This is a genomic window from Streptococcus sanguinis, assembly GCF_050234405.1.
In the GTDB taxonomy this organism is placed as follows: Bacteria; Bacillota; Bacilli; order Lactobacillales; family Streptococcaceae; genus Streptococcus; species Streptococcus sanguinis_W.
In genome coordinates, this window is the sequence record NZ_CP092117.1 from 574,997 (window position 1) to 596,532 (window position 21,536).

General features: G+C 44.9%; 23 protein-coding genes. 21 read left to right on the forward strand and 2 right to left on the reverse strand.

Translation table 11 applies throughout. The features are described 5' to 3' along the window. Positions 1-40: 40 nt before the first annotated feature. The 11 genes from der to MFP28_RS02965 all read left to right on the forward strand — a co-directional run bounded on the left by der (position 41) and on the right by MFP28_RS02965 (position 12,825). Positions 41-1,351, forward strand: coding sequence for a ribosome biogenesis GTPase Der (gene der, locus MFP28_RS02915; protein WP_002905861.1), 1,311 nt, complete (start codon positions 41-43; stop codon positions 1,349-1,351). A gap of 127 nt (positions 1,352-1,478) precedes the next feature. Then, on the forward strand, positions 1,479-4,580 hold the full coding sequence (locus tag MFP28_RS02920; RefSeq protein ID WP_002905862.1) for a DEAD/DEAH box helicase: 3,102 nt from the start codon (positions 1,479-1,481) through the stop codon (positions 4,578-4,580). Between the two features lie 54 nt (positions 4,581-4,634). Further along, complete coding sequence (locus MFP28_RS02925; RefSeq protein ID WP_002905863.1) at positions 4,635-5,294, forward strand: hypothetical protein; 660 nt, start codon at positions 4,635-4,637, stop codon at positions 5,292-5,294. Between the two features lie 280 nt (positions 5,295-5,574). Then, a complete protein-coding gene (murC, locus tag MFP28_RS02930) occupies positions 5,575-6,909 on the forward strand; it encodes a UDP-N-acetylmuramate--L-alanine ligase (protein ID WP_002905865.1) in 1,335 nt (444 codons plus the stop codon). 11 nt (positions 6,910-6,920) lie between these two features. Further along, positions 6,921-7,433, forward strand: coding sequence for a GNAT family N-acetyltransferase (locus MFP28_RS02935; RefSeq protein WP_002905866.1), 513 nt, complete (start codon positions 6,921-6,923; stop codon positions 7,431-7,433). Beyond that, a complete protein-coding gene (locus MFP28_RS02940; RefSeq protein WP_002905868.1) occupies positions 7,433-7,948 on the forward strand; it encodes a GNAT family N-acetyltransferase in 516 nt (171 codons plus the stop codon). The genes MFP28_RS02935 and MFP28_RS02940 overlap by 1 nt, the downstream gene beginning before the upstream one ends. Before the next feature lie 50 nt (positions 7,949-7,998). Further along, positions 7,999-9,498, forward strand: a complete 1,500-nt coding sequence (gene mltG, locus MFP28_RS02945; RefSeq protein WP_002897011.1) for an endolytic transglycosylase MltG — start codon at positions 7,999-8,001, stop codon at positions 9,496-9,498. A gap of 145 nt (positions 9,499-9,643) precedes the next feature. Continuing rightward, positions 9,644-10,126, forward strand: coding sequence for a transcription elongation factor GreA (gene greA, locus MFP28_RS02950; protein ID WP_002894584.1), 483 nt, complete (start codon positions 9,644-9,646; stop codon positions 10,124-10,126). Between the two features lie 153 nt (positions 10,127-10,279). Next, positions 10,280-10,900 carry a GTP pyrophosphokinase gene (locus MFP28_RS02955; RefSeq protein WP_002905869.1) on the forward strand — a complete coding sequence of 207 codons (621 nt, stop codon included), beginning with the start codon at positions 10,280-10,282 and terminating at the stop codon, positions 10,898-10,900. 4 nt (positions 10,901-10,904) lie between these two features. Next, positions 10,905-11,606, forward strand: coding sequence for a response regulator transcription factor (locus MFP28_RS02960; RefSeq protein WP_032916220.1), 702 nt, complete (start codon positions 10,905-10,907; stop codon positions 11,604-11,606). Next, complete coding sequence (locus MFP28_RS02965) at positions 11,590-12,825, forward strand: sensor histidine kinase (protein ID WP_002905871.1); 1,236 nt, start codon at positions 11,590-11,592, stop codon at positions 12,823-12,825. Before MFP28_RS02960 ends, MFP28_RS02965 begins: the two co-directional genes overlap by 17 nt. 116 nt (positions 12,826-12,941) lie before the next feature. Here MFP28_RS02965 and yidC read toward each other — a convergent pair whose 3' ends face one another. Together yidC and MFP28_RS02975 are read right to left on the reverse strand one after the other, a co-directional pair. Beyond that, complete coding sequence (gene yidC, locus MFP28_RS02970) at positions 12,942-13,865, reverse strand: membrane protein insertase YidC (RefSeq protein WP_002905872.1); 924 nt, start codon at positions 13,863-13,865, stop codon at positions 12,942-12,944. Between the two features lie 81 nt (positions 13,866-13,946). After that, positions 13,947-14,225 carry an acylphosphatase gene (locus MFP28_RS02975; RefSeq protein ID WP_002897016.1) on the reverse strand — a complete coding sequence of 93 codons (279 nt, stop codon included), beginning with the start codon at positions 14,223-14,225 and terminating at the stop codon, positions 13,947-13,949. A gap of 84 nt (positions 14,226-14,309) precedes the next feature. Here MFP28_RS02975 and MFP28_RS02980 point away from each other — a divergent pair, with 84 nt between their 5' ends. The 10 genes from MFP28_RS02980 to xerD all read left to right on the forward strand — a co-directional run bounded on the left by MFP28_RS02980 (position 14,310) and on the right by xerD (position 21,535). Continuing rightward, on the forward strand, positions 14,310-15,050 hold the full coding sequence (locus MFP28_RS02980; RefSeq protein WP_002905873.1) for a TrmH family RNA methyltransferase: 741 nt from the start codon (positions 14,310-14,312) through the stop codon (positions 15,048-15,050). A 44-nt stretch (positions 15,051-15,094) separates the two neighbouring features. After that, complete coding sequence (locus MFP28_RS02985) at positions 15,095-15,586, forward strand: HD domain-containing protein (protein WP_002905874.1); 492 nt, start codon at positions 15,095-15,097, stop codon at positions 15,584-15,586. Between the two features lie 25 nt (positions 15,587-15,611). After that, positions 15,612-16,295: a Bax inhibitor-1/YccA family protein gene (locus MFP28_RS02990; RefSeq protein ID WP_002905875.1), complete on the forward strand. Its 684-nt coding sequence runs from the start codon at positions 15,612-15,614 to the stop codon at positions 16,293-16,295. Between the two features lie 104 nt (positions 16,296-16,399). After that, entirely contained in the window at positions 16,400-17,650 is a 1,251-nt protein-coding gene (locus tag MFP28_RS02995; protein WP_002905876.1) for a diaminopimelate decarboxylase, read from the forward strand. 56 nt (positions 17,651-17,706) lie between these two features. Further along, positions 17,707-17,955, forward strand: a complete 249-nt coding sequence (locus MFP28_RS03000) for a YneF family protein (protein WP_002894600.1) — start codon at positions 17,707-17,709, stop codon at positions 17,953-17,955. 98 nt (positions 17,956-18,053) lie between these two features. After that, entirely contained in the window at positions 18,054-18,848 is a 795-nt protein-coding gene (racE, locus tag MFP28_RS03005) for a glutamate racemase (protein ID WP_002905877.1), read from the forward strand. Then, entirely contained in the window at positions 18,845-19,849 is a 1,005-nt protein-coding gene (locus MFP28_RS03010; RefSeq protein ID WP_002905878.1) for a nucleoside-triphosphate diphosphatase, read from the forward strand. The genes racE and MFP28_RS03010 overlap by 4 nt, the downstream gene beginning before the upstream one ends. Next, positions 19,828-20,349, forward strand: a complete 522-nt coding sequence (locus MFP28_RS03015; protein WP_002905880.1) for a metallophosphoesterase — start codon at positions 19,828-19,830, stop codon at positions 20,347-20,349. Before MFP28_RS03010 ends, MFP28_RS03015 begins: the two co-directional genes overlap by 22 nt. Beyond that, on the forward strand, positions 20,346-20,807 hold the full coding sequence (gene cbpB / locus MFP28_RS03020) for a cyclic-di-AMP-binding protein CbpB (RefSeq protein WP_002894606.1): 462 nt from the start codon (positions 20,346-20,348) through the stop codon (positions 20,805-20,807). The genes MFP28_RS03015 and cbpB overlap by 4 nt, the downstream gene beginning before the upstream one ends. Next, positions 20,804-21,535, forward strand: a complete 732-nt coding sequence (xerD, locus tag MFP28_RS03025; RefSeq protein WP_002905881.1) for a site-specific tyrosine recombinase XerD — start codon at positions 20,804-20,806, stop codon at positions 21,533-21,535. Before cbpB ends, xerD begins: the two co-directional genes overlap by 4 nt. The last annotated feature ends 1 nt before the right edge of the window (position 21,536 follow it).

Consider the following 21,536-nt stretch of genomic DNA (forward strand, 5'->3'; position numbering starts at 1 on the left):
TGGAGTTTGGCTCTGTCCTAAAGAATGAAAGAGGAAAAACATGGCCTTACCAACTATTGCCATTGTCGGCCGTCCCAATGTCGGCAAATCAACGCTCTTCAATCGGATTGCCGGTGAGCGGATTTCCATTGTGGAAGATGTCGAAGGGGTGACCCGCGACCGAATTTATGCGACAGCAAGCTGGCTCAACCGTAAGTTTAGTATTATTGATACGGGCGGAATCGACGATGTTGACGCGCCTTTTATGGAGCAAATCAAACACCAAGCTGAGATCGCCATGGACGAAGCAGATGTCATCGTTTTTGTCGTGTCTGGCAAGGAAGGTATCACGGATGCGGACGAGTATGTGGCTCGCATGCTCTACAAGACCCATAAGCCGATTATTTTAGCGGTCAATAAGGTGGATAATCCTGAAATGCGCAATGAGATTTTTGATTTCTATGCGCTGGGCTTGGGCGATCCATTCCCAGTTTCCTCAGTCCACGGGATTGGTACAGGGGATGTTCTTGATGCTATCGTTGAAAATCTGCCAAATGAAGAAGTGGTCGAAAATCCTGATATGATTAAGTTTAGTTTGATTGGCCGTCCTAATGTCGGTAAGTCGAGCTTGATCAATGCCATTTTGGGTGAGGATAGGGTTATTGCCAGTCCTGTGGCTGGTACTACGCGTGACGCTATTGATACGGTCTTTACGGACAGTGAAGGTCAGGAATTTACCATGATCGACACGGCTGGTATGCGCAAGTCAGGCAAGGTCTATGAAAATACGGAGAAATACTCTGTCATGCGGGCTATGCGGGCCATTGACCGCTCAGATGTCGTTCTGATGGTGCTGAATGCTGAAGAAGGAATTCGTGAGTACGACAAGCGAATCGCTGGCTTTGCCCATGAAGCAGGAAAAGGTATTGTTATCGTTGTTAATAAGTGGGACACACTGGAAAAAGACAACCATACCATGAAAGACTGGGAAGAAGATATCCGTGACCAGTTCCAGTACTTGTCTTATGCACCGATTATCTTTGTCTCTGCCCTGACCAAGCAGCGTCTCCATAAGCTGCCGGATATGATTAAGCAAATCAGTCAGAGTCAGAATACCCGTATTCCCTCTGCGGTCCTCAATGATGTTATCATGGATGCTATCGCGATTAATCCGACACCGACTGACAAGGGCAAGCGTCTCAAGATTTTCTATGCGACTCAGGTAGCAACCAAACCGCCGACCTTTGTCATCTTTGTCAACGAAGAAGAACTCATGCACTTCTCTTATCTGCGTTTCCTGGAAAATCAAATCCGCAAGGCTTTTGTCTTTGAAGGAACCCCGATTCACTTGATTGCAAGGAAGCGGAAGTAGAGTTGTAAAACAGCAATTTGACAAACATACGTTTATATGTAAAAATGAAAGTAAGCATAAGAGCTTGCTTTTCTTTTTTTATGTCGAAAGTATGGTATAATGGTGAGATAAATGTAAGGTGGTAATTATGGCAAAATTAATTCCTGGTAAGATTCGGACAGAAGGAATTGCCCTGGTTGAAAACAATAAGGTAGTAATCCTTGAGGTCAGTGATTCTCTTTTATATGCTCGTGTGGATGAGTGCAATCTGCGCTATAGCTTGGATGATGATGTCATCTTTTGCTATTGCGACTTTTTCCAGAAGAAAAAATATTGTGCCCATCTGGCAGCCTTGGAGTATTATCTGAAAAATGCCCCATCGGGGAAAGATGTGCTAAAGAGTATGGAAGAAGAGGAGTTGACCAGTCAGGAGACCCAAGAGCTGGTTTCTTTCGGAAGCTTGTTCTTGGATAAGGTCTTGCCGGATAAATCCAATCAACAGGTTCGTTATGAGCTCTCGGCTACTGGTCAAGAGGATTCTTATACAGGACAGTTTCTCTGGAGTTTACGAATCAGTCGCTTGCCGGACGAGCGCTCTTATGTTGTCCGAGATGTTCTTTCCTTCCTTCGGACCTTGGAAAAGAGCGGGCATTATCAGATTGGTAAGAGTTACTATGAGGCTATTCATTTGGAGGATTTTGATGAAGCCAGTCAAGATTTGCTCGTTTTTCTGCAAGGACTAGTGTCTGACTATCAGGGGCAAGATTCTTCTTTGATTTTCCCAAATGCTGGGCGCAATCTTTTCTTCCCGGCTAGTATCTTTGAAGAGGGGGTTACCTTCCTGATGAATCTGTCTTCTTTCCGCTTAGAGTACAGCCTTTATGACTACAGTGAAGTCTTTTTCCAAGATTTACATGAAGAGGCAGAAGTTTATACTTTCCAAGTGGAAGAGTATGAAGAGCATTTTGAGCTAGTTATTGCTGAGAAGAATTATAAGATGCTTTATGATGGCCAGTTTATTTTTTATGGAGATACCTTCTACCAGCTAAATCCTCAGCAGATTAGACTGATGAAGGCTTTACGGGAGTTGCCTATAGAGCATGATCGGTTGAAGCGCCTGCAATTCGACTTGTCAGAAAGGACTAAGCTGGCTTCCAGTTTGTCTGAGTTTAAAAAGGTTGGTCGGGTAGAAGCATCTGAAAGTATGATGATTCATGACTTTACAGCCAAGTTTGACTTTGACATCGGTCCTGACAAGCGTCTGATTTTGGACACTGTCTTTGACTATGGAGACAGGAAAGTGACGACTCGCAAAGATTTGGAACGTCTGCCTTTTGCAGGTAATTTTGAGCATGAGCAGCAAGTATTTAAGCAAATGCTGCAGGCAGGTTTTGTGGCAGACTTTTACAGCCAGCGACCACCTCTGAAGCCGGAAGAAATTTACCATTTCTTCTCAGAAGTCATTCCCAACTTTGAGGCTTTGGGCCGTGTCAGCATGACAGAAGAGTTAGAGGCACTGGCACAGACAGAAAGTTCAAGGATCTCTGTTAAGATGAAGGGCGGCCTCTTGGATGTTGGTTTCGATTTTGCTGGCATTGCGCAGTCAGAGATTGACGCAGTTCTTGATTCGCTCTTTAAGGAGCAGGACTTCTTTATCAGTAAGTCTGGGCAAGTCTTGATTTTCGATGAAGAGACCAAGGAGATGAGTCGGACTTTGCAGCAGCTGCGGAGTAAGCGGACTAAAAATGGTTTCATTCAGACCAGCAGTTTAGCTGCTTATCAACTGGCAGAGTTTTTCAAGGGCAAGGATAGAGTACAGTTTTCAAAAGATGTGCAACAGCTGGCCTTTGACCTGACTCATCCTGAGGCATTCCCTCTTCCTAAGCTGCAAGTCAAGGCTGACCTTCGGGATTACCAAGAGACAGGTGTCAAGTGGCTATCCATGCTGGATAAGTATGGCTTCGGTGGAATTCTGGCTGATGATATGGGACTAGGAAAAACCCTGCAGACGATTTCTTTTCTGAGTTCGCGTATAGATGACTCTAAGAAAGTCTTAATCTTGGCGCCATCCAGCCTGATTTACAATTGGAGCGATGAGTTCGCTAAATTTGCTCCGCATTTGGATGTGGCGGTGGTGTATGGTCTGAAAAATGTTCGTGATGAGCTGATTGCGGAGAAACATCAGATTACCATTACTAGCTATGCTTCTTTCAGGCAGGATGTGGAAGAATACAAGGATAACCACTTCCAGTATCTGATTTTGGATGAGGCTCAGGTGATGAAGAATGACCAGACCAAGATTGCCCAGTATTTGCGGGATTTTGAAGTGGAGCATACTTTTGCTCTTTCTGGGACGCCGATTGAGAATAATCTGGGAGAACTTTGGTCTATTTTCCAGATTGTCATGCCAGGACTTTTGCCAAACAAAAAGGAATTTTTAAAACTGCCGGCTGAGAAAGTCGCTCGCTATATCAAACCATTTGTCATGCGGCGCAAGAAAGAAGATGTGCTGCAGGAATTGCCTGATTTGATTGAAGTTGCCTATCGCAATGAATTGGCGGATAGCCAGAAGACTATTTATTTGGCTCTGCTCAAACAAATGCAGGACAGAATTATCCATGCGACAGAAGATGAAATCAACCGCAGCAAGATAGAGATTCTGTCAGGTCTTATGCGTCTCCGTCAGATCTGTGACACTCCGAAGTTGTTTATGGAAGATTACGAGGGCGAGAGCGGTAAGCTGGAAAGTTTGCGTGAATTACTTGAACAGATACAAGATGGTAATCGTCGTGTCCTCATATTTTCACAATTTCGTGGTATGCTGGATATTATCGAGAGTGAGCTGGATAAGCTAGGCATGGAGTCCTTTAAGATTACAGGCTCTACTCCAGCCAAGGAGCGCCAGGACATGACTACTGCTTTCAATGACGGTCAGCGATCAGCCTTTCTGATCTCCCTCAAGGCTGGTGGCGTCGGTCTCAATCTGACCGGTGCTGACACAGTCATCTTGGTCGACCTCTGGTGGAATCCAGCGGTTGAGGCCCAGGCCATCGGCCGTGCCCACCGTATCGGTCAGGAGCGCAATGTCGAAGTCTATCGGATGATTACACGGGGTACAATTGAGGAGAAGATACAGGAGCTGCAGGAGAGCAAGCGCAATCTGGTTTCGACTATTCTTGACGGAGCAGAAGCCAAATCCAGTCTCTCTGTGGAGGAAATTCGAGAAATTCTGGGAATTTCGGCAGAATAGCTTGAAAAATAGCCTGAATAGTTTATAATAATGAAGGGTTGAAAGGAAAAAGATATGACTGATAAACAATTTCCTCTGGTGTCAGATGATGAAATCATGCTGACGGAAATGCCGCATATGAATCTTTATGATGAACTGGATCTCATTAGCAACATTACCGGAGACTATACAGACCGTAATTATTTGGAATGGATGCCGATTGTGGATTCCAGCAGGCATGCTCCCATCGCTGCCAGTCAGGCTATCAGAAGACCGCTGCAAAAGCAGTCTGCTTTCAAGGATTTTAAAAAGCCGATTGATAAGAAAGATCCGGCCATTCGTTATGCTGAGCAGGCACGCGAGGAAGCTCGGGCAGATTTGAAAAAGAAGCGTTCAGCGTCTTATCTGACCAGCGACCTTCCGACTAAGGTCCGCAACAGAAAGCTTCCGACAGCTTCTAATGCGGAAAGACCGAAGCCAACAGCCCCTTTTCAAAAGAATACATCGGGCGAATTTACGAAGTTTGGCGACAGGCTTCAGCAGGAAAACTATATTTTGGCGGATATTCAGCCTGAGTATAGCCCTCAGCCGCAGGAGCCGGAAGAAAAGCCTAAGAAGAACAATTATGATTTTTTAAAAACCAGTCAGATCTATAATCAGGATAGGGCTAAGGAGGAGCAGTTGAAGCATTCCAAGGCTCAAGAGCTGAATTTGACAGGCTTGGACAGCGAATAAAGCTGGCTTGCTCGAGTCTTTTCTGCCTACAGTTTTCTGATGTAAAAAGGAAATTGTTGTTTGCGTATGTAAATGTAAAATCTATCTGCATATAACATCCATCATCGGTTGAAGAGGATCGATGCCAGAAGCTGGGACTTATTGATTGGTCCGGCTTCTTTGGTGTTTTGGTGGTGCCTAAAAGCTTGTGAAGAAAGAAAATCCCTGCGGGCTGATGAGGGTCTGCGGAGATTTTCCTCTTGGGACTTGCTTTTATGGCCTTGTATCTTAAGGAGTAATCATGACGAAAACCTATCATTTTATCGGGATTAAGGGCTCTGGTATGAGCGCTTTGGCTTTGATGCTGCATCAGATGGGCCATAAGGTTCAGGGCAGTGACGTTGATAAATATTATTTCACTCAGCGCGGTCTGGAGCAGGCTGGCATTTCCATCCTGCCTTTTGATGAAAAGAATATCCAACCAGACTTCGAAATCATTGCCGGCAATGCCTTCCGTCCAGATAACAATGTAGAAATTGCCTATGCAGACGCAAACGGCATCAGCTATAAACGCTACCATGAGTTTTTAGGTGGCTTCATGCGTGACTTTGTCAGCCTGGGAGTGGCTGGTGCCCATGGGAAGACTTCTACAACGGGGATTCTCTCCCATGTTCTGTCCAATATCACGGATACTAGCTATCTGATTGGGGATGGCACAGGCCGCGGTTCTGCCAATGCCAAGTATTTTGTCTTTGAGTCGGACGAGTACGAGCGTCATTTCATGCCTTATCATCCGGAATATTCGATTATTACCAATATCGATTTTGACCATCCGGATTATTTCACGAGCCTGGAAGATGTCTTTAACGCTTTCAATGACTATGCCAAGCAGATTACCAAAGGACTCTTCATTTATGGAGAAGACGAGCAGCTACGCCGGATTACGTCCAATGCCCCGATTTACTACTATGGCTTCAAGGAAGAGGGCAATGACTTTGTTGCTCACGACCTCTTGCGTTCTACCAGCGGTTCAGGCTTTAAAGTTTCTTTCCGAGGGCAAGAGCTGGGTGAGTTCCAGATTCCAAGCTTTGGCCGCCACAACATTATGAATGCGACAGCAGTAATCGGCCTCTTGTATACTGCAGGTCTTGATCTGAATCTAGTTCGGGAACATCTCAAGACCTTTGGCGGGGTTAAGCGCCGCTTTACAGAGAAAATTGTCAACGAAACAGTTATCATTGATGACTTTGCTCACCATCCGACGGAAATTATCGCGACTCTGGATGCAGCACGTCAGAAGTATCCAAGCAAGGAAATCGTGGCAATTTTCCAACCGCATACCTTCACTCGGACTATTGCTCTCTTGGACGAATTTGCGGAAGCCCTCAATCAGGCTGACTCAGTCTATTTAGCTCAGATTTACGGATCTGCGCGTGAAGTGGACAATGGTGATGTCAAGGTCGAAGATCTGGCTGAAAAGATTGTGAAGCGGGCCAAGGTTATTGACGTGGATAATGTTTCTCCGCTTCTTGACCATGATAATGCCGTTTACGTCTTTATGGGAGCTGGAGATATCCAGACCTATGAATATTCCTTTGAACGTCTCCTGTCCAATCTTACCAGCAACGTTCAGTAGGAGGAGACTTGATGGAAGCTCTGGTTCGAATCAGACAGGCTGACTTGAGCGACTGGGAGGAAATTCTTGCAATCGAGCAGCTGAATTTTCCAGCAGCAGAAGCAGCTAGTTCAGAAGTTCTCAAAGAGCGGATTGAGCAGATTCCAGATACCTTTTTGCTAGCAGAGCTGCATGGTCAGCTGGCGGGCTATATTGTTGGACCAGCTATTCAGGTGCGACATCTGACAGATGAACTCTTTAGCAAGGTGGGTGCTAATTCTCCAGAAGGTGGCTTCATTGCTATCCAAAGTCTGTCCGTCCATCCGGATTTTCAGAGGCAGGGGGTCGGAACCTTGTTGCTTGCAGCTCTCAAGGAGACAGCTGTTCAGCAAAACCGGCAAGGTATTAGCCTAACCTGTCATGATGAGCTGATACCTTATTATGAGATGAATGGTTTCGTCCACGAAGGGATTTCTGACTCAACTCATGGTGGGGCTGTTTGGTCTGATATGGTGTGGGAAAATCCCAATTTTAAGGAGAAGTGATGATTATCCGTCAAGCTCAAATGGCTGACTTAGATGCCATTTATGCTATCGAATTGGAAAATTTCAGTCCAGAAGAGGCTGTTAGCCGAGAAAGTCTAGCAGCTCATATCCAAACCCTATCTTCGACTTTTTTGGTGGCGGAAAAGGATGGTAAGATTCTAGGCTATCTGGAGGGACCTGTTCGTCCAGAACGTTATTTAAAGGACATTTCCTTTACAGAGGAGATTGAAGATTATGGTCATCTGGACGGTGGCTTTATCTCTCTGACCAGCCTTTCTATCTCGAAGGATGCTCAGGGGATGGGAGTCGGTCGCAAGCTATTGGAAGCTATGAAAGAGATTGCTATAGCAGATGAACGCCACGGCATCAATCTGACCTGCCACGACTACCTCACCGCTTACTACGAGAAGCATGCCTTTGTAAATGAAGGTTTGTCACAATCAACTTATGCAGGCGCTACTTGGTTTGATATGGTCTGGGAAAATCCTAGTCTCAAACTGCAAAAAAACCAATAATAAGCTAGAAAATCCTACTCTTATTGCATTTATCTGACTTTTAAGATATAATGTTAGGGATTATGATGAAGGAGGTCAAATTTTTGACTGAAAAATCACAAGACAAAGAGAAGAATCTGAGCTTTAAAGAGCAGATTTTGAAAGACTTAGCTGGAGAAAAGGAAGAACAAACACCCTCTTCAACTAGCCAATCAGAAGCGGACGCTGCTTCTGCAAAAGAAACAGCAGCTGCGGAGGACTTTGAAGCTAGACCGGCTTCGGTAGATGTCTCCTACAAGGTTGCAGAGAATGAAAAGGCTCACCCTCAGGTCTATGGCCGAGTGGATGAGGAAGATAAGAAGCCCAATGAGGTCCTATCTCGGGCTAATCGAGCCAACAATACGGTCAAGAAAAAACGTCAAAACACATTAGCCCGCAGGATTATGACAACTGTTCTGCTGATTGTCCTGCTGGGACTTGTGGTCACAGGAGTTGTCGGCTATACTTATGTATCTTCAGCTCTTAAACCTGTTGATGCAAACGCAACAGAGTATGTGACGGTTGAAGTACCAGAAGGCTCTAGCTCTAAACAGATTGGGGAAATCCTCGAGAAAAAGGGGCTGATTAAAAATGCCCAAGTTTTTAGTCTCTATTCCAAGATTAAAAGCTTTAACAATTACCAGTCTGGCTATTACAATCTCCAGAAGAGTATGGACCTAGATACCATTGCTCGGCAGCTTCAGGAAGGTGGAACAGATACACCGCAACCACCAGTTGTTGGCAAGGTTACTATTCCTGAAGGATATACACTGGAGCAGATTGCAGAGGCTGTGACGGTTAATGCAGCTGCAACTTCTAAAAAGACTAGCAAGACACCTTTTAGTAAGGACGATTTCCTAGCTAAGGTGCAGGATGAAGCTTTCATTTCCAAGATGGCGGCTAAGTATCCACAGCTGCTGGGCACATTGCCAAGCAAGGACAGTGGAGTCAAGTACCGCTTAGAAGGTTACCTCTTCCCTGCCACTTATAACTATGGTGAGGATGCGGATTTGGAAAGCTTGATTGACCAGATGTTGGGCGCTATGAATACCAATCTGTCTTCTTATTACTCTACTATTGAAGCGAAGAACCTAACGGTTAATGAAGTTCTGACACTTGCTTCTCTGGTGGAAAAAGAAGGTTCAACAGACCAAGATCGCAAAGATATTGCCAGCGTCTTTTACAACCGTCTCAATCAAGCGATGCCGCTTCAGAGTAATATCGCCATCCTTTATGCTCAAGGCAAGCTAGGAAAGAAAACGACTCTGAAAGAGGACGCTGAAATTGATACCAATATTGACTCACCTTTCAATGTCTATAAAAAAGAAGGGCTTATGCCTGGGCCAGTTGATAGTCCTAGCCTATCTGCTCTGGAGGCTACCATTAATCCAAGTAAGACGGACTACCTCTACTTTGTGGCAAATGTTGAAACAGGTGCTGTTTACTTCGCTAATACTTATGAGGAACACGCCAAAAATGTTGAGGAGCATGTCAACAGCAAGCTCACTCAATCCAGCAGCAGTTCTAATTAGACTGCTATCATTGCAGATAAGAGAAAGCTAGTGCATTTAGTTCTAGCTTTCTCAGTCCTGCTATATAAAAAAGGGACTGATACAGACTTGTCTCAGCCTCTTGTTTTAGTTTTAAAATAAAAGAAAATAAAAGAAAAGAGAAAAAATGGCTGAAAAAACTTATCCTATGACCCTAGAGGAAAAGGAAAAACTAGAAAAAGAATTAGAAGAATTGAAATTGGTGCGTCGTCCAGAAGTGGTAGAACGTATTAAGATTGCCCGCTCCTACGGCGATTTGTCCGAAAACAGTGAATACGAAGCTGCTAAGGACGAACAGGCTTTTGTGGAAGGTCAGATTTCCAGTCTGGAAACCAAGATCCGCTACGCTGAGATTGTAAACAGTGACGCTGTAGCTAAGGACGAGGTGGCTATCGGCAAAACAGTTACCATTCAAGAAGTAGGCGAAAGCGAAGAGGAAGTCTACATTATCGTTGGTTCTGCTGGTGCAGATGCTTTCGCAGGCAAGGTATCCAATGAAAGCCCGATTGGTCAAGCTCTAATTGGCAAGAAAACAGGTGATACTGCAACAGTCGAAACACCGGTTGGCAGCTACGACGTTAAAATTCTCAAGGTTGAAAAAACCGTTTAATAAATACCAAAAGGAACTGGCTAGAAGACTGGTTCTTTTTTCGTTTCTTTTAAGACAGAGAGTATAGGATAGATAAGAAGAGCAGGGGAAAAATAGAGAAAAGACAGATGGTTATGCTATAATGAGAATAAGCTAGAAAAGTAGGAGAACTGTATGCAAGAGCAAGATATTTATGGGAAATATGGGGACTATCTGCCCAAGATTTTAGAGGATCTTAGCCAGCGTATTCAAGAGGCTAATGATCGGGTCAAGCAGGAAACAGGGCAGAAGCTTTTTGAGCATTTTAATGCACGAGTCAAGCAGGCAGCCAGTATGGAAGAGAAATGTCAACGCAAGAATCTGCCTAGGGTGCCAGAGTCTGCCCTGAAAGAAATTCGTGATGCGATTGGGATTCGGATTGTTTGTGGTTTTATCGAGGACATCTATCAGACTATTGAGGTGCTTCGTCAGCTGGAGGGCTGTGAGATAGTTCTGGAAAAGGACTATATCCGAGCTGCCAAGCCTAATGGGTATCGCTCCTACCACTTGATATTAGAGGTGGAGACTCCTTATGAGGACTGTCATGGTCAAAATCCCGGCCGCTATTTTGTAGAAATCCAGCTTCGGACCATTGCTATGGACTCTTGGGCCAGCTTAGAGCATCAGATGAAGTACAAGCATGAGATTAAAGACAGCAAGAGGATTGTCCGCGAGCTGAAACGCTGTGCAGATGAGCTGGCTTCCTGTGATGTGACCATGCAGACCATCCGCAATTTGATTCGAGAAAGTGAGTGAGATGATGAAGATTTTATTAGCTGAAGATGAGCAACAGCTGTCCCGTGTCTTGGAAACGGCGATGACCCATGAAGGCTATCAGGTTGATACAGCCTTTGATGGGCAAGAAGCTGTGGACTTGGCCAAGGGAAATGCCTATGATTTGATGATTCTGGATATCATGATGCCGGTCAAGACAGGCATTGAAGCGTTGAAAGAAATCCGCCAAACCGGCAATACGACCCATGTTATTATGCTGACAGCTATGTCAGAGGTGGATGACAAGGTCACAGGTCTGGATGCCGGTGCAGATGATTATCTGACCAAGCCCTTCTCTCTGAAAGAGCTTCTGGCTCGCCTGCGCTCTATGTCCAGACGGGTAGCGACTTTCACCCCCAATTTGCTGCAGATTGGCCAAACCAGCCTCAATGTCGGAGAGCATGAGCTCATTAGCTCCAACTCTATTCGACTAGCCGGTAAGGAATCTAAAATGATGGAATTTCTCATGCTCAATGCCCAGAAAAGTCTTTCTACTCAGGAAATCTTCCGTCATGTTTGGGCTAATGACGAGGATGAGGATTTGGACGAAGGCTTCGTCTGGATTTATATTTCCTATTTGCGCCAGAAGCTGAAGGCTATTCATGCTGACCTTGCTATCTTGGGTGAGGAAGGCGGCAGTTTCACTCTGGTGCCGCTGGAAGGAGAAAGCCATGTTTCGGAAGCTTAAAATTCGGTTCATTCTGCTGGCTTCGGCGGCTATTGTCTGTATTTTGCTGACCATGATTGCTGTCTTAAACTCCGTTCGCTTTCTGCAGACCAACGGAGAAATCCAAGCCGTTCTCAATATTCTATCTGCCAATAATGGAGATTTTCCCAGCGTAGAAGAAACAGCAGAGAGCTTGCAAAACGACCGTATCACCATTGACACGATTTACCAATACCGCTATTTCAGCGTGGTCTATAACGAAGACAAAACACTTTACTCCACCAACTTAGACCATCTTTCCAATCTATCTAAGGAGCAGGCGCTTAGCTACGCTAATAAAGTGATTAAGAACAGCCGCAGCAGTGGGGTTTTTAAGGTAGGCAGTCAATTTTATTCCTACCAGATAACGCAGGATTCCAAGACTAAGCGCTATTTACTGGTGGTCTTAGATTCGACCAATTATCTCGAAAGCCGCAATGACTTTTTCTGGCTGTCTATCCAGTTGTGCTTCTATAGCTTTATTTTCTTTGTCTTAGTCGTGTCTGGATTTTCCAACTTTGCCATCCGTCCTTATATCAAAAACTATGAAAATCAGAAGCGTTTTATCACTAATGCGGGACATGAACTGAAGACGCCATTGGCAATCATTTCAGCCAATACGGAGCTGCAAGAGCTGATGACTGGCGAAAATGAATGGACAGAAAGCACCAAGGACCAGGTCAAGCGCCTCAGCAACCTAATCAATCAAATGGTCGTTCTGGCCCGTCTGGAAGAGCAGCCAGATGTTACCTTGGTAGATGTGAATTTCTCAGAAGTTGTCAAAAAAGTGGCTGGAAACTTCAAGTCTGTCATCGAGAAAGCAGGAAAGAAGTACGAGATCAAGCTGCAGGAAGACATCCATGTCAAGGCAACTGAAGATGAACTTTATGAATTGGTTAGTATCCTGATTGACAATGCCTGCAAGTATTGTGATGAAGATGGGCAAATTTTTGTCACCTTGACTAAGGCTAAGCGGGGGAAACGAGCTCGTCTGACGGTAGCCAATAGTTACGCGGACGGCAAAAATGTCGATTACAGTCGTTTCTTTGACCGTTTTTATCGCGAAGACGAATCGCACAATCAGAAGCAGCCTGGCTACGGGATTGGCCTATCCATGGCAGAAAGTCTGGTGCGGATTTTCAAGGGCAGGATTTGGGTTTCATATAAGAAAGGCTTGATTGGCTTTACCGTTTTATTGTGATAGAGTCACCTCGTTCATCAGTTATTGCTTTGTTTGCTGAGCTTTTTGTATCGGTTACGCTGATTCTTACTCGAGATTAAAAAAATTCTTCTAGCTAATACTAGAAGAATTTTTCTTTATCTTGACCGTTGCTTACCAGCATTGCGGTTCTTTTTCTTTTTGTTCTTTTGCTCAATAGCCGGCTGAGTTTTTGGAGTAACATCTTTAGCCCGACTCGCTTTTTTCAAGCCTTTAGGAGGATTTTTTTCAAATTCCTCTGCTACCTGTTTTCTCAAGCGAGGTCGAATGATGTAGTTGATGATAAATTGCTGGATGATTTGGATAAATCCACCGACTACCCAGTAGAGAGTAACTGCGGCAGGGGAGAGGAATGAGAAACCAACAATCATGATAGGGCTCATATAAGAAGCCTGTTTCATGCTGTTTCTTTGAGTTTCATCTTCAATACCATGCAGAGAGAGCACTGACTGGATATAGTAGAGAATACCGACAATGGCAGTCAAAGCCAAGTCGCTTTTGGCCAGGTCTTTAATCCAGAGGAAGGAACTGCCTGCAACTCCTTGAGTATACTGGGCTGCAAAGAAGAGGGCTGAGAAGAAAGGCATTTGGATGAGCAGAGGCAGACAGCCTATACCGCCAAACATGCTGAGTCCATTCTCTTTTTGAGCAGCCATCAGTTCTTGCTGAGCCTGCATTTTTTCTTCCTGAGTTTCGGCATTTTTGATTCGCTCTTGGATTGGGGCGAAAATCGGCTTGAAGTAGTTCATCTTTTCAGACTGAAGCGTTGCCTTCCAAGACTGATAGATTCCCAGCGGCAGAATGATAATCCGCACGATGAGCGTAACGATGATAATCGCCAGACCATAACCCAGACCTGAATTCTTGGCAAAGAATTGGATACCATCCGCCATAGGCTGACCAATCACGTCCCAGATCAGACCAGAAGGATTACCGGCCTTGTCGCGGCCTACACAGCCAGACAGGAAAAGAAGCGCAGCCAGTCCCATACCGGAGAATAAAAAGCGTTTGAAATGTTTCACGAGTTCATATCCTTTGTTTCTAAAAAATAATACCTATCTATTCTACTGTTTTTTTGCAAAATATACAATAGTTCTGCAGACCTAATTTGAAATTTTAAAGTCGGGATAGGAGTCGAAATTAGCCATGGTTACATCCAAATAACTGACCTTAGAAAAAGGTGTCGGTCCCTTGCGGATTTCTTGGATAAATTTGGCCATCAGAGCTGGGTCATCAGCCTGAGCCAGAATGCCAACAGTACCGTCGTCGTTGTTCCAGACCCGGCCGGTAATACCTCCGATTTCCAGCGCTAGAGAATAAACTCCCCAGCGGAATCCAACCCCTTGTACTCGTCCTTGAGCTATCATTTTTACTTTCTGCATGGCGTCCTCCTTTAGTGAGCGGACCGAGGGGATTTAAGCCCTCAGTATGAGTGCAAGTCTGCTAAATTGTGGTATAATGTTCTTATGAATATTATAACCTCAAAAGCCAATAATGTGGTAAAAAAAGCTAAAAAACTTCATCACAAAAAATACCGCAAGGATTCTTATTTGATTGAGGGCTGGCATTTATTTGAGGAAGCTGTCAGCAGCGGGGCAGAGCTGATTCGGATTTTTGCTTTAGCGGAATACGCAGAGCGATTAGCTGATTTTTCTCAAATGATTTTTGTCAGTCCAGAGATTTTAGCAGATTTGGCTGATAGTAAGACGCCGCAGGGGATTGTCGCGGAAGTGGCTTTTGAAAGGGAAAAAATACCGGAGGAGTTAAGTGGACACTATCTTTTCTTGGAGGATGTTCAGGATCCAGGTAATGTCGGTACCATCATTCGGACAGCAGATGCAGCTGGCTTTGATGGAGTCTTCATCTCCAGCTCGTCAGCAGATATCTATAACCTAAAAACGCTGCGCTCTATGCAGGGGAGTCATTTTCACCTGCCCGTTTATCGGATGGATACGGCTGATTTTATTATACTGGCTCAGTCTTCCGGTCTGCCAATTCTAGCGTCGACCTTGTCGTCTGCGTCTATTGACTATAGAGAGGTGGGTAGCAAAGAGAGCTTTGCTCTAGTTATGGGCAATGAAGGGCAGGGGATTAGTCCAGAAATGACGGCAGCAGCTGATATTCTGGTCCATATTTCCATGAAGGGGCAGGCAGAAAGTCTCAATGTTGCTGTCGCTGCTGGTATTTTAATCTTTCATTTAAGCTAAAAATCAGAAAAAGAGATATAATAGTTGGCAAGGGAGGTGATTCTATGCCTTACAAAAAGGACGAGGAATTTATGGCCTATGTTGGGCACTTGATTGAAAAGCCCAGTGTACAGCGCCTGAAAGAAATTCCCCATCATATTCATTCCAATAGACTTGAACATTCCATCAATGTAAGTTATACTAGTTACAGAATTGCCAAAAAATTTGGTTGGAATGCCCGCAGCACGGCACGCGGTGCCCTGCTTCATGACTTATTCTACTATGACTGGCGTGTAACCAAGTTCAAGAAGAGTCATGCCTGGGTGCATCCCCGTCTAGCAGTTCGTAACGCCCGCAAGATTACCAAGCTCAATAAGGTCGAAGAGGACATTATCATCAAGCACATGTGGGGGGCGACCATTGCTCCGCCGCGCTATAAGGAGTCTTATATTGTGACGATGGTGGATAAATATTGGGCCGTCAAAGAAGCGACGGCACCTTGGAGACGCAAGAGCGGTAATCGCAAGCTCTTTCATCGAAAGATGCTGAAACCGTAAATGTTTTATTATAAAAGGAGTAACTATGAATCATTCTATTATTCAAGATCAATCAGATATTAATTCTTTCTATGCCAAGATTTATTCTATTGTTGGTGTCGGTATTGGAATCTCAGCAGTCGTGTCTCTCTTGATGCTATTTGTCTTTCAAGATGCTATTTATACTATTTTGACAAGATCTGTCTGGATCTATTATGCAGCTATTGCAGTTGAGTTTATCCTTGTGTTGGTAGCATCTGGAACTGCTCGGAGCAATAGCCCAGCGGCGTTGCCTATGTTTTTAGCTTATTCAGCCATCAATGGTTTTACCTTAAGTATTATCATGGCGCTGTATCTTCAGTCAACTGTTCTCTTAGCCTTTCTGACAACGACCGTTATGTTCTTTGCCATGGGCTTTATCGGCAAGGTGACCAAGAAGGATCTTTCCGGAATGGGCAGAGCTTGTATGGCCGGTTTGATTGGTATTATCGCTGCTAGCGTCCTTAATATCTTCTTGAGAAGCAGTGGCTTGGACTTTATCATCAGTATCGTTGGTGTCCTTATTTTCTCAGGACTCATCGCTTGGGACAATCAGAAGATTCGCTATGTCTATGAGCAGACCAATGGCAATCCAGGAAATGGCTGGGCAATTTCGCTGGCTCTGCACCTATATCTGGACTTCATTAATCTCTTCCTCAGCTTGCTGCGTATTTTTGGAAGAAACAAATAACTAAGCTAAATAAGGCTCAAGCATTGGACATTTGCTCCAGTGCTTTTTGTTTCTCCTATGGATTTATGGTATAATAAAGCCAGCAAATAGAAAGCGAGAATAGTATGAAAACTCCTTTTGTCAGTCGTGAAAAGCTAGCTGAGATTACGGATCAGTTTCCAACCCCTTTCCATCTTTATGATGAGAAGGGAATTCGGGAAAGAGCGCGTGCCCTGCATGAGGCCTTTTCTTGGAATCCAGGTTTTAAAGAGTATTTTGCTGTCAAGGCTACTCCCAATCCTGCTATTTTAAAAATCCTCAAAGAAGAAGGCTGTGGGGTGGACTGTGCCAGCTATGTTGAGCTGCTCATGGGCCAAAAGCTGGGCTTTGCTGGACGGGATATCATGTTTTCGTCCAATAACACACCAGCTGAGGAATTTCAGTTTGCGCGTGACTTGGGAGCGACTATCAATCTGGATGCCTATGAAGATGTGGCTTTTCTAAAGGAAGCCGCGGGTATTCCAAAGGTTATTTCTTGCCGTTACAACCCTGGCGGTGTCTTTGAGCTGGGAACCAGCATTATGGATAATCCAGAAGAAGCCAAGTTTGGTATGACCAAGGACCAGCTGATTCAAGCTTTCAAAGAGCTCAAGGAGTTGGGAGCTGAGAAGTTTGGGATTCATGCCCTCTTGGCTTCAAATACTGTCAGCAATGACTACTATCCTGAACTGGCCCGTCAGCTTTTTGAGCTGGCTGTAGAAGTGGTGGCTGAGACAGGAGTTGAGTTGGACTTTATCAATCTATCTGGCGGTGTCGGCATTAATTATCAGCCTGAAGGTGAGGAAAATGACATTGCGGTCATCGGTCAAGGAGTTCGTCAGGCCTATGAAGCTATTCTAACTCCGGCTGGCCTAGGACAGGTCAAGATTTATACGGAGCTGGGCCGCTTTATGTTGGCACCTTATGGCCTGCTGGTCACCAAAGTTACCCATAAGAAACAGACCTACCGAACCTATCTGGGAGTGGACGCCTCTGCGGTCAATCTGCTACGTCCTGCCATGTACGGTTCTTATCACCACATTACTAATATGGATCGACCTATGGGTGAGACAGAGATTGTGGATGTTGTCGGCAGCCTCTGCGAGAATAACGACAAATTTGCTATTAATCGCCCGCTTCCTGTCAGCCAAATCGGTGATACTTTGGTGATTCACGATACTGGTGCTCATGGTTTCTCTATGGGTTATCAGTACAATGCCAAGCTCCGCTCCAGCGAAATTCTCTTGGAACAAGATGGCAATGTTCGCATGATTCGTCGGGCAGAAAAACCAGAAGATTATTTTGCGACACTGTATGGCTTTGATTTTGAAAAATAGAGAAAATTTGATATAATGAAGAGCAATGTAAAAATGGAAATAGAGGAGTTCTCGATATGAATTTAGTTTTAGCAATTTTCTTGATTATGGCAGCATTTGCTGGAGGCGTGATCTTGGGTATGTATCTGCTTCGTCGTCAAGTGGAGAAGGAATTTGCAGAAAATCCGCGTTTGAATGTAGAAGCAGTTCGGACCTTGCTTAGCGCTAGCGGCCAACGGCCAAATGAAGCGAAAGTACAGCAAGTTTATCGTCAAATTATCAGCCAGCAGAAAGCTGCACTTGCTAAGAGCAAAAAGAAAAAATAATTTTCTAGAGGCTGGCTTTTAATACCAGTAGAGAAAATCTATAAAAAAATGGGGATTTGGAATCGGCTTCCAGTCCCTTGTTTTAGAAAGAAGACCTTATGGATAATCGACCAATCGGTTTTTTAGACTCAGGAGTGGGCGGTTTGACTGTAGTCCGTGAGCTCATGCGGCAGCTCCCCCACGAAGAGGTCATTTATATCGGAGATTCGGCGCGGGCTCCTTACGGTCCTAGGCCTGCTGAGCAGATTCGCGCTTATACCTGGCAGCTGGTCAACTTCCTCTTAACCAAGGATGTTAAGATGATAGTCATTGCCTGCAATACAGCGACTGCTGTTGTCTGGGAAGAAGTGAAGGAAAAACTGGATATTCCAGTACTGGGCGTGATTCTGCCGGGGGCTAGCGCGGCTATTAAGTCAACTGCCAGCGGCCGCATCGGTGTTATTGGAACGCCAATGACTGTTTCCTCTGATATCTATCGTCAGAAGATTGAAGCGCTCTCGCCGGAGATGCAGGTGGAAAGTTTGGCCTGCCCTAAGTTTGTACCTTTGGTAGAGTCCAATGAACTCCATTCCAGTCTTACCAAAAAAGTGGTCTATGAAACGCTGCAGCCTCTGGCTGGCCGAGTAGATACCCTTGTCTTGGGCTGTACCCACTATCCCTTGCTCCGGCCTATCATTCAAAACATGATGGGACCGGATGTGAAACTGATTGACAGCGGGGCAGAGTGCGTACGGGATATTTCTGTCCTACTCAATTACTTTGAAATCAACCGCAGTCGGGAAAAACAGGAGCTCAATCACCAATTTTACACAACTGCCAATGCCAAAAGCTTTTCGGAGATTGCAGAAAGCTGGCTGGACCTGAAAGTGAATGTGGAGCATGTAAGCTTATGACAAATAAAATTTATGAATACACTGACGAGAACAATTGGTATATCGGAGAATGGACCCGCTTTCGCAAGGCTGGCTATCATTTCAACGACATCCCTTACAGGCTCTTGGAGCATATAGATGCAGAGTTAAGCGAGCTGATTGAGCGGGATTTGGATGAAGAATACAACGCCTTTACCACAGTTGTGGTCAAATACGGCTCGCCCATGTCCTATATTCAGTTTGTCCTCAATATGATTAACGACCGCCAGAAGCGGGATTTTAAGGCGACCAGTCATAAGGGAGCTATTCTGATTACAGAAAAGGACTTGCTGCGCAAGGTCTTCTTCCTGTCTAAGGATGGAGTTAAGATGACCGACTTTTTTGGTCAGGGGCAGGAGTCCGAGATGGCTGTCGGAGATACCATCTTGATTGCGACTCGTAACGAAGGAAAGACAGCAGAGTTTCGCAAACTCTTTGATAAGCTGGGCTATAAGGTTGAAAATCTCAATGATTATCCTGATTTGCCAGAAGTGGAAGAGACGGGAACCACCTTTGAGGAAAATGCGCGGCTCAAGGCGGAGACAATCAGTAAGTTGACCGGTAAAATGGTGCTAGCTGACGACTCAGGTCTGCAGGTCGATGTTTTAGGCGGCTTGCCTGGAGTATGGTCGGCTCGCTTCGCTGGAGTAGGCGCGACAGATGATGAAAACAACATCAAGCTCCTGCATGAATTGGCTATGGTTTTTGAAATCAAGGACCGCTCTGCCCATTTTCATACGACCCTAGTGGTGGCTAGTCCTGACAGGGAGTCTCTGGTAGTTGAAGCGGATTGGCCGGGCTACATTGCCCATGAGCCAAAAGGGGAAAATGGCTTTGGCTATGATCCCTTGTTTTTAGTGGGAGAAACAGGAAAAACGTCTGCCGAACTAACGATGGAAGAAAAAAATGCGCAATCCCATCGAGCTCAGGCAGTTAAGAAATTAGTGGAGGTATTTCCAGCATGGCAAAGCAAACCATTATAGTCATGAGTGATTCTCATGGCGACCGTGCTATTGTAGAAGAAATTAGGAATCATTATATTGGAAAGGTAGATGCGATTTTCCATAACGGAGATTCTGAGCTTCCTTCTGATGATGAGGTATGGCAAGGGATTCAGGTTGTTGCAGGGAATATGGACTTTTACGACGGCTATCCAGAACGCTTGGTGACGGATTTGGCGGGGACCATTATTGCCCAGACCCACGGGCATCTCTTCCATATTAACTTTTCTTTTCAAAAGCTGGATTTGTGGGCGCAAGAGGTTAATGCAGACATCTGTCTCTATGGTCACCTGCATATTCCAGATGCTCGAATGGAGGGCAAAACGCTCTTTCTGAATCCGGGCTCCATCAGCCAGCCACGCGGCCTGATCAACGAACGTCTCTACGCTAAGGTAGAGATTGATGATGACCGCTTTAAAGTTGATTACTATACGCGAAATCATGAACTTTATCCAAGCTTGTCCAAGGAGTTTAGCCGATGATTGCTAAGGAATTTGAAGACTATCTGCTGGAACATGAAGAAACTTTTTTGACGCCTGGGGAGAATCTGGCGGTTATGATTGACACCCATAATGTGGATCATGCTATCCTATTGCTGAGTCAGATGACATACTCACGTGTACCAGTCGTGACGGCAGATAAAAAGTTTGTTGGCACGATTTCCCTGACAGACATCATGTCCTATCGCATGCGCCATGATTTGCCAGAAGAGGAATTCATGATGACAGACATCGTCCACATGACCAAAATGGACGACTTGACAGTTGGGCCAGATTATACTGTATCAGATGTGCTTCATAAGCTGGTCGACGAGTCCTTTCTGCCGGTTGTGGGCGAGGATCAGCATTTTTACGGAATTATTACTAGAAAGTCTATTTTGAAAGCTGTCAATTCTTTGTTGCACGGCTTTAGCAAGAAGTACGAAATTCGCAAAAAATGAAAGAATACATTAGACCGTTTTTAAATCAAAAAAACATCTCAGAAAATTCTAAAATTGCCTATTCTTATGATTTGGAGCAGTTTATCGAAGAAGTGCATGGTCGGATTACCGAGACCAATCTGCGGATTTATCAGGCCTCTATCAAGGATTTTAAGGCGGCTGTTCAGAAGCGGAAACTCTCAGCAGTCAATCAATTTCTCTACTTCCTTTATCAGCAGCAGCTTATTGAGGAGTTTCACCGCTTGGTCTTGCCCAAGGTTTCCGTATCGAAGGAGCAGGAAAATGAACTGCTGGATCTGTCTGCTTTTTGGCAGGAATCAAGCGTTCCCAGGGGGCGTCTGATGGCTCTTCTTATTTTGGAAATGGGCTTGCTGCCCAGCGAGATTCTGCAGGTCAGAGTGGCAGATGTTAATCTGGACTTTCAGGTTTTGAAGATTGAAAAGGCCGGTCAGAAGCGGGTTATCAAGATTCCTGAGAGCCTGACGGGTGAGTTAGAAGACTATCTGACGGGGACGTATTTATTTGAGAAAAACGGCAAATCCTATTCTCGTCAATGGGGTTTCCGTCAGTTAGAGGCCTTCTTGATTGAGCAGGGACAAGCCAGTCTATCTGCCCAAAGTCTGCGTGAGCAGTTTATCTTGCGCCAGCGGGAGAAGGGAATTGGCCTTTATGATATTGCCCAAGATTTGGGCTTGAAAACCATGATTACACTAGAAAAATATAGATAGA